Raw genomic sequence first — 13,493 nt, forward strand, 5'->3', positions numbered from 1 at the left:
CAAGTTTTGGCTGTGCTTGCTGCCGCGGGGATGCTATGGCTCTTCGCATTGAGCGTTGGTTACACTGCTGCGCTCAGCATGGCTGCTGCTAGCCTAGCTTTCAGCGCTATGAGTGTTATTGTGGCTGCACGCCGCCTCTACTTCCTCGCTGGCGCCTCGCCGCACTCTGCACTACTAGCAGCAACTATCGCCATACCACTCGCCTACAGTGTTGGAGGAGACCCCTACCTCTATGCTGTCCCCCTCAGCGTACTGCTGGTTTACATCGCTGGCTACATTATATACCGTGGCGTGGACCCCGATATAGCAACGTCGATACTCGTAGCCCTCTCAGCTTCTGGTTCCGTCACCGCCGTCTACTATGTTAAGACAGCGTTCCCGGTTAGCTACGATGTCTCAGCCATAGTGTTTGGCGACCCGTTGCTAGTTACGAAACGCGAAACGTACATGGCTGTAGCAACTGCTGTCCTAGCTCTCGCACTGACTCTACTAACCTACGTCGAGAACGTCTACCTTGGCGTCGACCGGGATTCCGCAAGGATTACAGGGCTGAGGGTGTGGCTCTACGACCTCCTGTTCTTCACTCTTCTAGGCGTGGTTGTGGCGGTTATGGTTAAGGTTGTAGGCTTTATCCTCGAGCACGTATTCATGCTTCTGCCTGGCGCTGCTGCCTCAGTGTCGGCTGGTAGTGCCCGGAGAGCGCTACTACTATCACTAGTACTCTCCTTCACAGCTATGGGACTGGGTGCTGGGTTGAGCCTGGCAACTGGTTTATCCCCATCGGGTGCTTCGGGCTTTGCAATGCTCGGCCTCTATGTTGTAGCCGTACTGGCAGGCAGGGGTCGCCAATAATGCCTAGAAGGCGTAGGTTTGGGGTTTCGCTGCCGGAGAGGCTAGCAGAGAAGCTTGACGCGTTAACGAGGATAATGGGTGTTGACCGGTCTAAGCTTGTTGAGAGGGCTGTACAAATCCTCATAGAGGACTACGAGCACTATATCAGAGAGCATACCTGCTATGGCGTCATGATAGTCGTGCCCGGGGTTGATAACCAACACATCAGCGTCGGCAGGGTGTTCGAGAGCTTTAGGGACATAGTGTTAGCATCATCCCATTACCACGTAGACGGGAGGTGTGTTGAAGTCGCCGTTGTCCGGGGCCCCTCGAAGAAGATTGCTGAGCTACACACCGAGCTTGAAAGGCTTGGGTGTAGGGTTAGATACGTACCCCTAGCCGGGCTCCCCGAGGATGGTGTAAACAATGGCTAGCAGTGTGTGTGGATTTAGGCCGCGCTGGGTGCTGCTGGGGAGGCTCGCTGTCTCCGGCATGCCGTGCCAGGATGATGTCCCAAGGATAGCTTCTGTCTTCCGCACGGTTGTCTCGCTCTCGACCCCAATAGAGCATAGCAGCGGGCTTGCCTACGACCCCCGAAGCCTCCGGGGCCTCGTCGAGAGGCTCGTATGGCTCCCCGTGGGCGAGTATAACGCGCCGAGGCTTGGCGAGCTTGTAGAGGCTGTTGAGCGTGCTGTTGAGCCGGTACTTGTCCACTGCTACCGGGGCTGCGGCCGATCATCGGTCTACGCTGCTGCGTGGCTGGTGGCGCGCACCGGCGCCAGGCTCCCCGAGGCGCTGACCGGGGTTTCCTCGGCTACGGGCTGCAACGTGGAGACACGGCCCCAGCACGCAGTGCTCAGAGCCTTTGATACCCTCTACCAGCTAAGGGATAGGCCAGAGAGGCTCGGGGCCAGGGAGGAGTATGCATTGCTCCTCTACAGGGAGCTAAGGCCGAGACTAAACAGTACTAGCCCCTTCAGCCCCGAGCTCATGGAAGCTGCTGGCCTCCTCGAGGAGAGGACGGGCTACAACATCGCCGATATAGAGGCCCGGCTAGCCCGGGACAGCATAGAGCTACGGGTCACCTGCTGGGTCGAACGTGGCGCTCACCCTGCTGCCGCAAGGAGCTGGGGCTGCAGACTCTCCGAGAATGATGTCACGTCACTAGCTAGAATCCTTGGGAGGCTCGTGGGTGTGGATAAAATCCGCGTTAAGGTCGTTAGCTTGGAGCCGGAGCGTGTACCCTGGCTCTAGACTCTACTTGCAACAACTCCAAGCGCTATCCCTAGCGCTAGGAACACCAGAGCTACAAGCACCATGTTCAACGCCGGGACTAGGGGGACGCCTCCACCCGCAACCGCCACTCCGGTACCCGTAGCGTTGGCTGTAGTTGTTGCCTCCTGCTGCGTCCCAGCTATAGTGGTTGATGTATTTGCTGTGTTTTCTGCTCCACCTGCTACCACTGGCTGGCTAGACTGCACCGTTGCCGGATATGTACAGTTACAGCTACACGTAGCATTGGCTGGCTGTTGCGCGCCCTGCTCTGGCGGTGCCGCTGGCTTGGCGGCTAGTGTTGATAGTAGTATTGTGTAGCTTGCAGCCTCGACATAGAGCGCTAGTTTGGCCTGCATGTCGGCTAGCGTGCCTGCATATTCGCGATACATGAGGGGTATTAGTGGGGTTACACCCTGCCGCCTCAGCACCAGCGCTAGTAGCTGGTTTAGGCTCACCTCGGCAGCTGCCACAGCATTCTCAACGCTAACGCTGAATGCACTGTGTAGCAGCGCTGCCAGGTCTGCGAGGCTGCGGACTGTCAGCGAGAGGGCATGGAGCATATCAAGCACGGTGTTTGCCTCTTCCAGCACCGCGTATGCTTGTGATATAGTCTGCATTAGCTCTGACGTGTCTACACCGAGCGTCTCCAGGTACTCCGCGCCAGACCTAGCGAAGTAGAGGTAGGTGTGTATAGCCTCGGTAAGCTTCTCCACTGTAACTGGGCTCCCATAGCTCCTAGCCTCGCTGATTAGCTTTGCCCACTGGAGGGCTGTGAGGGCACGATAGTAGCCGTAGACGCTATAGTATAGCGCCTTTAGCGCGTATACCGGGGCTGTATACCTATCCGCTACAGCTACAGCCCTCACGTACTGCTGCGCACGCTCCACCGTATCATAGGCATCTTGCAGCCTCGAGTAGGCTGTTATCGCTATCTGGAGTGCAACATCCGTCAGATTACCGTTAACACTTGAAACCACTGTCTGATTGGCTTCCCCGAGAAGTGTCAAGCTGGCATTAACAAGCCTCTCTGCATCATTAACAAGTTCTCCAACAAGATTTCTTGACGCCAACGCCTTGCCTGCAAGGCAGGCATAGGTAGCGCTTATAGCTGCTCTAAACGCTGCCGAGGCCGCGCTATAGTATGAGCCGTTTCCGAGATATTGCCTGCTGAGCGCTAACAGTCTCGCCGCCTCCCCAGCCACGGCTTCCAGGTCCGATATCAGGCTCGGGGGTAGCCCCGCCAGCCCCCTAGCCAAGCTATTCCAGCACGTGAGGTTGCCCCCGGCGAGCGCTGCAAAGCGAGCAGCTGTATCGTTAAGACTCTCGGCGAGCCAACCTGGGTAGCTTAGCGACCACACCCAGACAGTATCCTTCGCAAGCTCTCTATCACCCGTGGCTGCCACGTAGGCGTCGAGTATTGTCAGTGTGGGCTCCACCTTGACGCCAAGTTGCTCACCGAGAGCCCTGACATCAACTAGACCACCAGTATTAAGATCATGGGCAAACGCTTGGCTTGCCGGGATAACGAACAGCTTCACACCCTTCTCGGCGACAGCCTCGAGCTTCTGCGGTATACCGCCAACCGGCCCAAGCGTGGCATCGGGGTCAACCATACCGGTCATCGAGAAGTTTGAAGGTATACTCTTGCCGCGGAGGGCAGCAAGCACCGCGACAGCCATAGCACCACTAGCACTAGGCCCACCAACGATCGGCGACTCAGCCCTCAAGTGTATGAAGTAGTCGTAGGAATGGTAGTCCACGCCGGCAAGCATAGAAGCCACGAGGACAGCCATGCGGGCGGCAGCTTGTGTGTCAAGCTCGGTCAGCGGATCAGCAGCAAAATACACCGTGCCGTTACCAGGCCATGCAACAGTCACAATAAGCTCCGACAGAACCCCAACATAGCGACCATCAACCATAGCAACAGCTGGTACAATAACATGAACACTACGCATCCAAACATACCCGCTAGACCCGCCAACTGCACCAGCAGCGACAGGCAGGGCGAGAGAAGCAGCTAAGAACGCCAGAACCATAGCGGCCAGGTACACTCTCATACCACAGACCCCCAAACCGGTACAGAGAAGAGCTAAGGGGATAAACGCATAGCTCCCCTCAGCCTCCGCCGTATATACGCTCACAGCCCCCGGCCCAAGGGCTCGCACCTAGCGAACGCTCATCACCAGCCGGACACCACGAGAAACACATAACCCCATGAACCGTAAAGAATTTACTCCACGCCACATAGAGTGAAGGATTACCGTGGAGCCCACAGCCCGGGAAAAGGGCTGGGCCCGTCGTCTAGCCTGGTTAGGACGCCGCCCTTACACGGCGGAGGTCCGGGGTTCAAATCCCCGCGGGCCCACCATGTACAACATAGTTCTCCTCCCTTCTCCATTTCGTCGTGCCCTCAGAGTCAAGAGCATTGGTTCATGTATTGCAGCTTTCCTAAATAAAGTGCTGTTGTATACGCTACCACCTCCAAGCAACGGGAAATAGTGTATCTAGGGCTTAGAGGTCGGCGCTCTGTCTTGGCTGGGCTATGGGCCCATTGTCTCCCAGTGTCTCTTAATACAGCACCTATCTGCAGTAATTAGGTTAATAATACTCTCCACTGCCTCTCCTACTGAGTTTAATGCTACAATGTTGCCCTCAGCTTCTGCTGATACCGCGGTCAGCTTCAATATACACTATACAACCACCCAATGCTCTAACATAGTCTGCAAGTTCTCTAAATCCCTCCACCACGATGACTTGAACTCCATGACTTAGGGCTAAATCTAGGGCGTATTCAAGCCCTATAGCTCTCCTTACCACAACCATGTACTCTTCAGGTGAGACCGCGATAACGGGTGATGCGCCAGCCTCAAGGTATCTACCGGTATCCTTTACGCGATAGTCCACGTGAGGTTGGTGGATATGTTTAATTGCAGCAACGTGATAGCCTTGCTCTGTTAAGTGTCTTGTAAGCGAGGTACCTAAGAGAGTCTTGCCGTGACCCCGACCTGCTGCAGTAATGAGAACTATGGACTTGCAGGCTGTTCGCAGTCTACTAGCACCTCCAGGAGTATGGGCTGGAGGCTTGAATAGTTAAAAATACAAGAGCTTGATTTGTGTAGCAGAGTTAAAAAAAATGTGGGGAACAGACTCTACCGGAATAATAGCAGCCTTCTAGGCTTCTCGTAGGGTTCTACAGCTAGTATTTGCAGGCCAAGCACATATAGCAGGAGCCATAGCCCTATTGCGCCTATGACTGAGGCCAGCTCTGCTCTGCTCGTTAGTAGCTCGTGCAGTGCTTCTTCTGCATAGTTCTCGCCTATAGAATGTAGTGCTAGTGCGTGGTAGTCTTCTAGTGCTTCAAGCCTTACTACCTGGCCAGCAGCGACAACACTATGTAGTAGCGTGAAGCCGCCCAGCACAGCTAGTACTGAGGCTAACAGTAGTGCTGCACCAGCCTTTCTCCACGTAGCTATGAGACCTAGTGATATAGGTACTATAACAGCTAGCAGTATTGAGAGCCAGAAGAGCCCCGCCAACTCACCGGACGTCAGTATTTCTGCCGTCTTTTCTGCGAGCCCCCATCCTGTCTGCTGTAGTAGCATCCACCCAGTAATGAATCCTACAGCGAGCGCCATACCTGCAAGCTCCTTAGACACTGATGGTATATTGTGACGCCACTCTTCAAGAGAGAGCTTCGAGGCAGCCCTCGCAACTACTCCCAAGCCTATTGCTATCCATGCAGCACCAAGCATGAATGCTAGCGCTATATTGAACACGCCCAGTGGAGCGGCGAACCAGCCTGGTATAGCGACGTTGTAGCCGAATGCTAGCGCAAGGTTGTACTCTAGCGCTAGGCTTGCTAGCAGCCCTCCCACTAGCAGCGCCTTGCCAAGCCCTGTGTAGAGGCTGTCTTCTCCCTTGTTAAACACGTAGACCATTGTCGCTAGTAGGAATGCCGCGTACACTATGTATAGTATGCCGTTCCAAGCTATCCTTGACTCTGGGTTGAAGCCAAGGTATATCCACAGACTGTGCTCTATGTGTAGTAGGTCAGCGAAGACTAGTGCAATGCCTGGAACTAGTAGTGCTAGGGCTAGCACTAGTAGCTTACGTATCTCATTCCTGGCCTCTCTTTGCCCGAGTATTGCAACTCTAATCGCCAAGGCATCGTATACGCCGCCGCTCGAGATGGCGAAGAAGACATAGCCTGTAACCATCAATCCCCACGGGGCTAGCGCGTGTAGTGGTGATGCCTCGCTTAGTGTCTGGCGGCTGTAAATGCCGTAGATGAATAGTACTGTAAGCAGGCCGCCGACAATTATGAAGGCTGCTCCAGCCGCTCCTAGCCTAGCACCACTAGCAACCCTACCATGGCTCATAGGTCGCTCACCTCCTCCTCATCACATGGGTTTTGGCTGGAGGAACGAAGAAGAGCTTGGGTTTAGTACCAAGCTCTGGAGCTAGTGCAACAGCATAACCTTCACTTACAAGCTTATGTACAATGCTGTTCGGGTCGTCTAAGTCACCGAAGAACCTTGCCTGGAAGGCACAAGCTTCGACACATGCTGGAACCCACTTACCATCACCTTCCTTAGCACGATGATAGCAGAACGTGCACTTGTCGGGATATCCCGGTGCTAGAGCTTCTGAATGCGGTGCTGGTCCTCTCATCTTGCCACGGTACACTGTTCTCGCAGCGTAGGGACACGCGATGACACATGCACGGCAGCCAATACACTTACTATGGTCGAGCATTACGACGCCTTCCTTAGTCTTGTAGGTTGCCCCGGTGGGGCAGACAGCGGCACATGGCGGGTTTTCACAGTGCATGCACTGTATGAAGTACGGTACATCGCCAAATGGCCCTCCACGGATCATTGCAGGCTTCGTCCTTGCGTAGAATATAGCGTTGCCCTCCGGAAGTTCAACATTTTCGCTAAACTGTCTAGCAATATTCTCTCTTATACATGCGATACTACACGCCATGCAGCCGGTACATCTATTGAGATCTATAACCATTGCAAGTCTAGCCATTCTAGCCACCCCCTAGCCAGCTAATTCATCCCGTGATCTTCTCTATTCTTACGACAAAATCATGCTGGGCAGCTCTATAACCCTCTTCGGGAACTACAGCCTCATCAGGATCGGCAAGGAGGTTATTATTGATGCCATAACCGCCTCCTTTGCTGAAGAGTTTAACTGTGATCTCTCTGCCCTCCCGTGTCTTTATCCTAGCTGTCCTTGGTATAACCATCTCATCTATGGCTGTTGCATGTGGAGCTGCGATAATGTATGGGTGTACATCCTCACTTACTATGACCTTTGCAATTATTTCGCCTCCGGCACCCTTAATCCTTACCAGGTCTCCTGTCCTCAGCCCAAGCTTCTCGGCTCTGCTTGGATGTATTAGGACACCGTACAAGTTCTTGTATTCTAGAGCATCTATTGAGAGCTTCGCGAATCTTATGAGCATGTTTATCGATGTTAGCGGGTCCTGATACTCTACCGGTATGAACTCATCTGGTGCCAGCTGGCCTTTCCTCATCCAGAGTGGCCGTATCCATATAGGGAATGGGTTCAGCGGCGACTCTTTTCCGACGAACCCTCTATACTTCTCTAGAAGTGCCACATTAACTATCTCGAGTTCACCGGTAACTGTTGATAGAGGCTCACCACCCCATGGATGATACTTTGGCTTCGTCCATAGCATTACATAACCCTTCTCCAGCAGCTCGTCGAAGTTTATGCCTAGTGCTTCAGCTTGCTTGCGCTGGACCTCAAGTGGGTCAACTTCCACGTTTGGTGGCAGTTTGCCGAGTCTCTTAGCGAGTTCTACAAGGATCCACCAAGTGGGTCTAGCATCTATGCCGGATGGTGGATCGACAGCCTTTATGCCTGTGGTTACAAGACTAACATAGCTCTTCTTAGCAGTTTGCAGCGACCAGGTTGTTGCCTCGAAGAAGAGCGGTATGGGGAGTACTATATCGGCATACATCACCGTCTCATTGAAGGTTGTGTCAGCTACCACTATGAGTTCAACACGCTTCTCATCCTTTAATGCTTCCAGGAACTTCCTGCCGCTTACCGTATGGGCTACGAGGTTCTCGAGATGTATGAATAGTAGACCTATTGGGTATGGCTTACCCGTCATTATTGTTTTGACGAGGAGCTGACTCCAGCACTTACCTATAATATTTTCAATACCGTTCTGGGCCCAGTAGTCGGGTATGGATAGCCCGGTGGGCTTCGTTTTCTCTATTCCTATGATGTCGAAGGGATGCTTAATCTTTGGTTTGCCAGCCGGATATGCTACGCCTCCGACGCTTCCAACACTACCTATAAGCACGTTTATGAGCATGTTCACTCTCTTCAGCATACCCTCGTTATAATATCTTGCACCTTTGTAGCCATGGTCTATGAAGGCCTTGGGTGCTGCTTCAGCTAGCTCTCTTGCAATTCTCCTTATAGTGTTGGCTGGTACACCTGTAATCTTTTCAGCCCATTCAGGTGTATAGTCTTTCACATGATCCTTCAGTAGGAGAAGGGCTGTCTTTACAGGCCTGCCATTGTAGGTACCTTCATACTCTAGCGCTGGCTGTTTAGCTTCTGTCTTCAGCTTGAACTCGCCGGTAGCCTCGTCGTATACTAGATACGTCTTCTTACCCTCCATCAACGGATTATCGGCGAGCTTGACAGGTTCTAGGGTGTCCGCGTAGAAGAGCATTGGCGCGTTAGTCCACTTGATTAGATAGTCTTTATTGTAGAGCTTTTCGGTAAGTATCACGTTGAGAATAGCGAGTGATATAGCTAAATCGGTTGCAGGAGGTATTATGTAGTATTCGTCGGCTATCGCTGTGAGCCGGCTCTTCCTCACATCGAATACCACAAGCTTTGCCTTATTGGCTCTACCTTCGGTGAACATCTTTGTCCATGCTGAGGCAACAATTCCTCCTACTGGGTTGCGGCCCATAACGATGATCATCTTGGCATTCTTATAGTCTGGCTGAAACGCGGAGGGCCCCTTTGGGCTGCCGAATATGAACTTGTGGCCGATATCCATGCCTGTGTGGCAAGTATCACAGTGCTGAGTAGCATTGGGAGTGCCAATAACGTTCTTGAAGAAGTCTCTTACATGACTACCTTCGTAACCCTGGTGGGATACCGCGACTATGCGGTGTACCTCACCCTTATCCATGAGTTCTTTTATTTTCTTAGCTATGATGTCAAGTGCTTCCTCCCACGTTATCTCCACGAATTGGCCACTACCACGAGGACCGACTCTCTTTAGGGGCCTAGGTATTCGCTCCGGCAAATATCGCAGCTCGAATATGGTTTGTGGCCTGCCACAGATAGCGAAGAACTCATCATGTGAAGGATCGGATGCATATACTATCTTCTCTATTACTTCCTCATCGCCAACTTTACGCACGTAAATCTTGAACGGGCAGCGTTGACCACAGATTAGACAACTGCTAACAACTACTTTAGATTTAGAAGGCTCGCTAGCAGCTGCTGCGAACTTTACACCACCTTTATCGATAACCGTCCGAGGCCTTGGCAGCGAAAGGGGTAGTGCTACTGATGCTCCTGCCACAGCAGCGATCTTTATAAAATCACGCCGTGATATCTTCACGACAATACATCCCTCCCGTGATGCTACACCATTCTCTGCCGTTATAGTAGTACTTATCGATATGTGGGTTATTTATGTAGTATCCCTGCTTTTTGAGGTATTTTCAACATAGTATCGTGTCTGTTAGTTTTTACCTATTTCTATGAATGAGATTCCATAGATCATTAAAAGAACATTATTGAACACATACTTATAAGTTTCTAATACATTATTTACATGAGTTTTCGTTTGGATCTTTTAGCATTTTGGTTTAATATTGTGATATTGCTTATGTTAAGCTTAAGCATGAAATATTAGTTCATTTAAAAATAATGACAATAATAGTGGTAATTATTGCTCTAGCCTCTCCGGGATCATCTAGCTGTTGTTTCCTATCGTCGACTACAGCCTACAACCTATGACTTGCTCTAGGTATTGCAATTGCTTTGGACGATATAATAATTAATTTAAATAATTAATTTACACACTATTCCTTATTCCTTGCAACATCAAACTTCTACAATTTTTCCTGCGAGATCTAGGAGGCTTTCTATTTCTCTTAGGCAGTAGACGCGTAGTCTTCCATCTCTAAAGATGAGTATAGCGAAATTGTCGAGGCCGTTGTCTCTAGTACATTTTTTTGACTCGTTCCTTACGAATACATAGATGCCAGCATAGTCGAGTCTGAGCTTAACCCCATTGGCATCAGCCTCCCTAATTACGTATGACGGAAGTTTAGCGAGATCGGTATCGGGGTTCACTACTATTACAGATGCTGCTGTAGCTAGCTCGTAGGCTGCAAGAGTTTTAGCTGCATTCTCAAGTAGTCTCCGTGCTCTCTTCTCAATAGACCATACGGCTTGTTTGCTCAGACCCAACATTCTTGCTATCTCGCCCAGCCCCAGCCCCTTATCTCTAAGTGCTAGCACCGTGATCTGTACCCGATTCAACAGCCCATAACTCAAGTACATGTCACCATATTTACTTCGAATAAGGGAATAGTTATTTATTTTTCCTACTCAAGTACACTATGCCTCGGAGATGTTGGTTGCGGAGGGCTCTCGCCCTAGCGGTGTTAGCACTATTGCTCCTAATAGCACTCTCAACCACCTACCTAGCGTATCAACAACACTATGAAAACGATGGAGGCGTTACTCTCCACGTGTATCTCTGTGCTGCAGGACGAGAGGCATGGGAGAAGGTTATTACTCTCTTCGAGGAGGAAACAGGTATTAAAGTAGATGTTGTCTATGGCAGTTCGGGCGAGCTTCTAGCTCGTATAGCTGCAGGCGCCCCAGCAGATGTCTATGCACCTGCTTCACCACGCTACATGATTGAAGCAGTTGAACGCGGCCTAGTAGATCCGTCCACGGTACGTCCCGTCGCGTTCCTCATTCCTGTCATAGCCGTTCCGGCAGGCAATCCAGCTAATGTTAGGAGTATCTATGATCTTGCAAGACCGGGGGTCAAGGTAGCTCTTGCAGACACTAGAGCTGCTGCAATAGGCGCACATAGCGTTGAGATTTTGAGACGTGCTGGTATCCTGGATGATGTTATGGATAACGTGGTCGCTTATGCTGATACTTTCACTAGGTTAGTATCCCTCGTTGTAACAGGAGCTGTCGATGCTACGATAGCATGGCACGCAATCAAGTACTGGTACCCGGATCGGGTTGAGACGATACCACTACCATCAAACCTCGTAAATGCATCCTGGATACCAATAGCTGTTACAACACATTCGAAAAATCCAGATACTGCTCTAAGATTTGTAGAATTTGTCACTACTGATCCACGCGCTAGAAAGGTGTTTCTCGAGCTTGGCTACATAGTAGACGTTAAAGAAGCCTTGGAACATGCAGAGGGGGTTGAAGCTGAATGGCTAATCAGCTCTACCTCCTAGCGCTTTTGCCACCAATAATGATTGCTTGCTTAATGATAGCCTCAGCTATAGCATGGAGTAGTCCTCAAGCCATACTTGAGGCATTAGCTAAGCCCAGTACTCAAAGAGCGGTTATGCTCAGTGTAGCATCTGCCGCTGTAGCATCGGCTATTGCCATTTCATCAGCTGCACCAACTGCCTATGTGCTGGCTAGATCGAATATACCTGGCAAGGCTTTGGTAGCCGCATTTCTAACAGCCCCTCTTGCCGCACCACCTGTTGCTACGGGCTTTCTTCTACTAGTCTTCTTTACTTCAAACCCTCTAGGCAGAATTGTTGACAGAATAATAGGTGTTGTCCTAGATGTACCAGGTATAATCATTGCACAAACGGCTGTAGTCTACCCGATAGCCCTTAGACTTCTCTGGGAGGTATTTGATGCTGTCAACCCGAACTACGAGGAGGTTGCAAGAACTCTCGGCTGTAGAACTCTATGCAGAATAACCAACATTCTAATCCCGCTCTCGTTCAGGGGCATCATTGCATCATATGGTGTTTGCTTTGCAAGGGCTATGGGCGAGTTTGGAGCTACAGTCATGCTGGCTGGGGCAACACGAGGCAAAACAGAGACCTTGCCAATAGCCATCTACCTATCCTTCGCTGAAGGCGAGCCTGGGGTTGCCGTAGCTCTTTCACTCATTTCGATAGCTGTCGCCGTGCTCTTTTTGACCATGTACTGGGTTCTTGGTGGCAGGGCATGGAGGCGGTGAAACTCGTTAACATATGGAAGAGGTATGATGGTAAAAGAGATTGGGTGCTATTAGGTGTAACATTCAGTACTCAAGAGGGCAAGTTCGTAGTCATTGTGGGGCCTAACGGGTCTGGCAAGACAACTCTTTTAAAGATAATTGTAGGCCTACTTGAACCAGCTAAGGGTGAAGTTTACATTAATGGACGCCTAGTTTACAGCAGTGACGCAGGTATTAATGTACCTCCTGAAGAGCGTGGAGTTGGCTACGTACCGCAAGATGTTGCCCTTTTCCCACACATGTCGGTCTATGATAATATTGCTTTTGGGCCCCGGATTCACGGCCTTCCCGAGCATGAGGTGAGAGAACGTGTCGAATGGGCTGCTAAAGCTTTAGGGGTTGAGAATTTACTAAATCTTTATCCCCAACAACTAAGTGGTGGCCAGGCACAGAGAGTAGCCATAGCTAGGGCTCTAGCATTGAAGCCTCATGTGCTTCTTCTCGACGAGCCATTCAGCCATATTGATCCATGGTCACGTGGTAGGCTGCGTAGGCTACTAAGACAACTAACACGCAAAACTGGCATGACGGTGGTGATGACAAGCCACGATCTCGAAGATGCTCGAGAAGCCGATGAAGCATATATACTCCACAATGGTGTTATCAAGCTATTTTATGCCGACTCAGCATCAGTAGACTAACGGGCTGTCTCCAAGTTGAAGCTGTGCCCTGCATCAACGGGGTTTGGCTACATAATCCTTGGAGGCCATAAATACGACCACGATATAGTTGTCTATCCTGATGGATCTACTACAAGGCGTGAGAAGACTCTCTCAAAACCTGAAGCAGACCTCTATAACCACACGCCACTCTCTAGGCGTGAGCTCGACTTCTATCTTTCGAAAGTCGATAGCGTCGACTGTGTAATAATTGGTACCGGGCAAAGAGGAGCTATGAAGGTTACACCAGAAGCTATGGAGAAACTAGCAGAACTTGAGAAACAAGGTGTTAGAGTGTTTATCGATATTACACCCAGGATTGTTGAGATGTGTCATGAACTCGAAAAATGTAGAAAGCCGCTAATTGTAATACATGTAACTTGCTGAACTAGATTTATCACTTATCTAGCCGCAGGGAGTTAGAA

13 protein-coding genes and 1 tRNA gene are annotated in these 13,493 nt (G+C 50.8%); 8 read left to right on the forward strand and 6 right to left on the reverse strand.

Annotated elements, in window-relative coordinates:
- The first annotated feature begins 12 nt into the window (after nucleotides 1-12).
- From HBUT_RS01910 to HBUT_RS08820, 3 genes are read left to right on the forward strand one after another with little or no spacing between them, the layout of a single operon-like run.
- Nucleotides 13-852 (forward strand): metal ABC transporter permease, encoded by an 840-nt coding sequence (locus HBUT_RS01910; RefSeq protein ID WP_228546776.1) that lies wholly within the window; start codon nucleotides 13-15, stop codon nucleotides 850-852.
- A complete protein-coding gene (locus tag HBUT_RS01915; RefSeq protein ID WP_011821556.1) occupies nucleotides 852-1,265 on the forward strand; it encodes a CopG family ribbon-helix-helix protein in 414 nt (137 codons plus the stop codon). The genes HBUT_RS01910 and HBUT_RS01915 overlap by 1 nt, the downstream gene beginning before the upstream one ends.
- On the forward strand, nucleotides 1,258-2,085 hold the full coding sequence (locus tag HBUT_RS08820; protein ID WP_011821557.1) for a protein-tyrosine phosphatase family protein: 828 nt from the start codon (nucleotides 1,258-1,260) through the stop codon (nucleotides 2,083-2,085). Before HBUT_RS01915 ends, HBUT_RS08820 begins: the two co-directional genes overlap by 8 nt.
- Here HBUT_RS08820 and HBUT_RS01925 read toward each other — a convergent pair.
- On the reverse strand, nucleotides 2,082-4,163 hold the full coding sequence (locus HBUT_RS01925; RefSeq protein WP_011821558.1) for a S16 family serine protease: 2,082 nt from the start codon (nucleotides 4,161-4,163) through the stop codon (nucleotides 2,082-2,084). The two genes, HBUT_RS08820 and HBUT_RS01925, sit on opposite strands and share 4 nt — an antisense overlap.
- 233 nt (nucleotides 4,164-4,396) lie before the next feature.
- Between HBUT_RS01925 and HBUT_RS01930 the strand changes: the two genes are divergently transcribed.
- A tRNA-Val gene (locus HBUT_RS01930) sits at nucleotides 4,397-4,474 on the forward strand.
- 284 nt (nucleotides 4,475-4,758) lie between these two features.
- On the opposite strand, the gene HBUT_RS09160 is transcribed toward HBUT_RS01930, so the two are convergent.
- The 5 genes from HBUT_RS09160 to HBUT_RS01955 form a co-directional block, all read right to left on the reverse strand.
- Entirely contained in the window at nucleotides 4,759-5,154 is a 396-nt protein-coding gene (locus tag HBUT_RS09160; protein ID WP_083756262.1) for a molybdopterin-guanine dinucleotide biosynthesis protein MobB, read from the reverse strand.
- Between the two features lie 101 nt (nucleotides 5,155-5,255).
- Nucleotides 5,256-6,485, reverse strand: a complete 1,230-nt coding sequence (gene nrfD / locus HBUT_RS01940) for an NrfD/PsrC family molybdoenzyme membrane anchor subunit (protein WP_011821560.1) — start codon at nucleotides 6,483-6,485, stop codon at nucleotides 5,256-5,258.
- Between the two features lie 7 nt (nucleotides 6,486-6,492).
- Nucleotides 6,493-7,140, reverse strand: coding sequence for a 4Fe-4S dicluster domain-containing protein (locus HBUT_RS01945; RefSeq protein WP_011821561.1), 648 nt, complete (start codon nucleotides 7,138-7,140; stop codon nucleotides 6,493-6,495).
- A gap of 25 nt (nucleotides 7,141-7,165) precedes the next feature.
- Nucleotides 7,166-9,739 carry a molybdopterin-dependent oxidoreductase gene (locus tag HBUT_RS01950; RefSeq protein ID WP_011821562.1) on the reverse strand — a complete coding sequence of 858 codons (2,574 nt, stop codon included), beginning with the start codon at nucleotides 9,737-9,739 and terminating at the stop codon, nucleotides 7,166-7,168.
- A 488-nt stretch (nucleotides 9,740-10,227) separates the two neighbouring features.
- Nucleotides 10,228-10,683, reverse strand: a complete 456-nt coding sequence (locus HBUT_RS01955; RefSeq protein WP_011821563.1) for a Tfx family DNA-binding protein — start codon at nucleotides 10,681-10,683, stop codon at nucleotides 10,228-10,230.
- 83 nt (nucleotides 10,684-10,766) lie between these two features.
- On the opposite strand from HBUT_RS01955, the gene modA reads away from it, so the two are divergent.
- Genes modA through HBUT_RS01975 form a run of 4 tightly spaced genes read left to right on the forward strand, consistent with a single transcriptional unit; the run spans nucleotide 10,767 to nucleotide 13,455 of the window.
- On the forward strand, nucleotides 10,767-11,621 hold the full coding sequence (gene modA / locus HBUT_RS01960) for a molybdate ABC transporter substrate-binding protein (RefSeq protein WP_011821564.1): 855 nt from the start codon (nucleotides 10,767-10,769) through the stop codon (nucleotides 11,619-11,621).
- The gene (locus HBUT_RS01965) at nucleotides 11,597-12,370 is read left to right on the forward strand and encodes a molybdate ABC transporter permease subunit (protein ID WP_011821565.1); all 774 of its coding nucleotides are present in this window, start codon (nucleotides 11,597-11,599) and stop codon (nucleotides 12,368-12,370) included. Before modA ends, HBUT_RS01965 begins: the two co-directional genes overlap by 25 nt.
- A complete protein-coding gene (locus HBUT_RS01970) occupies nucleotides 12,358-13,050 on the forward strand; it encodes an ABC transporter ATP-binding protein (protein WP_011821566.1) in 693 nt (230 codons plus the stop codon). The genes HBUT_RS01965 and HBUT_RS01970 overlap by 13 nt, the downstream gene beginning before the upstream one ends.
- Before the next feature lie 15 nt (nucleotides 13,051-13,065).
- Nucleotides 13,066-13,455, forward strand: a complete 390-nt coding sequence (locus HBUT_RS01975) for an Mth938-like domain-containing protein (protein WP_011821567.1) — start codon at nucleotides 13,066-13,068, stop codon at nucleotides 13,453-13,455.
- Nucleotides 13,456-13,493: the final 38 nt, after the last annotated feature.

This window comes from Hyperthermus butylicus DSM 5456, from assembly GCF_000015145.1.
Lineage (GTDB): Archaea > Thermoproteota > Thermoprotei_A > Sulfolobales > Pyrodictiaceae > Hyperthermus > Hyperthermus butylicus.

Coding starts and splice junctions, on each gene's coding strand:
- HBUT_RS01915 (WP_011821556.1), top strand. CDS start 852: ATGCCTAGAAGGCGTAGGTTTGGGGTTTCGCTGCCGGAGAGGCTAGCA.
- HBUT_RS08820 (WP_011821557.1), top strand. CDS start 1,258: ATGGCTAGCAGTGTGTGTGGATTTAGGCCGCGCTGGGTGCTGCTGGGG.
- HBUT_RS01925 (WP_011821558.1), bottom strand. CDS start 4,163: ATGAGAGTGTACCTGGCCGCTATGGTTCTGGCGTTCTTAGCTGCTTCT.
- nrfD (WP_011821560.1), bottom strand. CDS start 6,485: ATGAGCCATGGTAGGGTTGCTAGTGGTGCTAGGCTAGGAGCGGCTGGA.
- HBUT_RS01945 (WP_011821561.1), bottom strand. CDS start 7,140: ATGGCTAGACTTGCAATGGTTATAGATCTCAATAGATGTACCGGCTGC.
- HBUT_RS01965 (WP_011821565.1), top strand. CDS start 11,597: ATGGCTAATCAGCTCTACCTCCTAGCGCTTTTGCCACCAATAATGATT.
- HBUT_RS01970 (WP_011821566.1), top strand. CDS start 12,358: ATGGAGGCGGTGAAACTCGTTAACATATGGAAGAGGTATGATGGTAAA.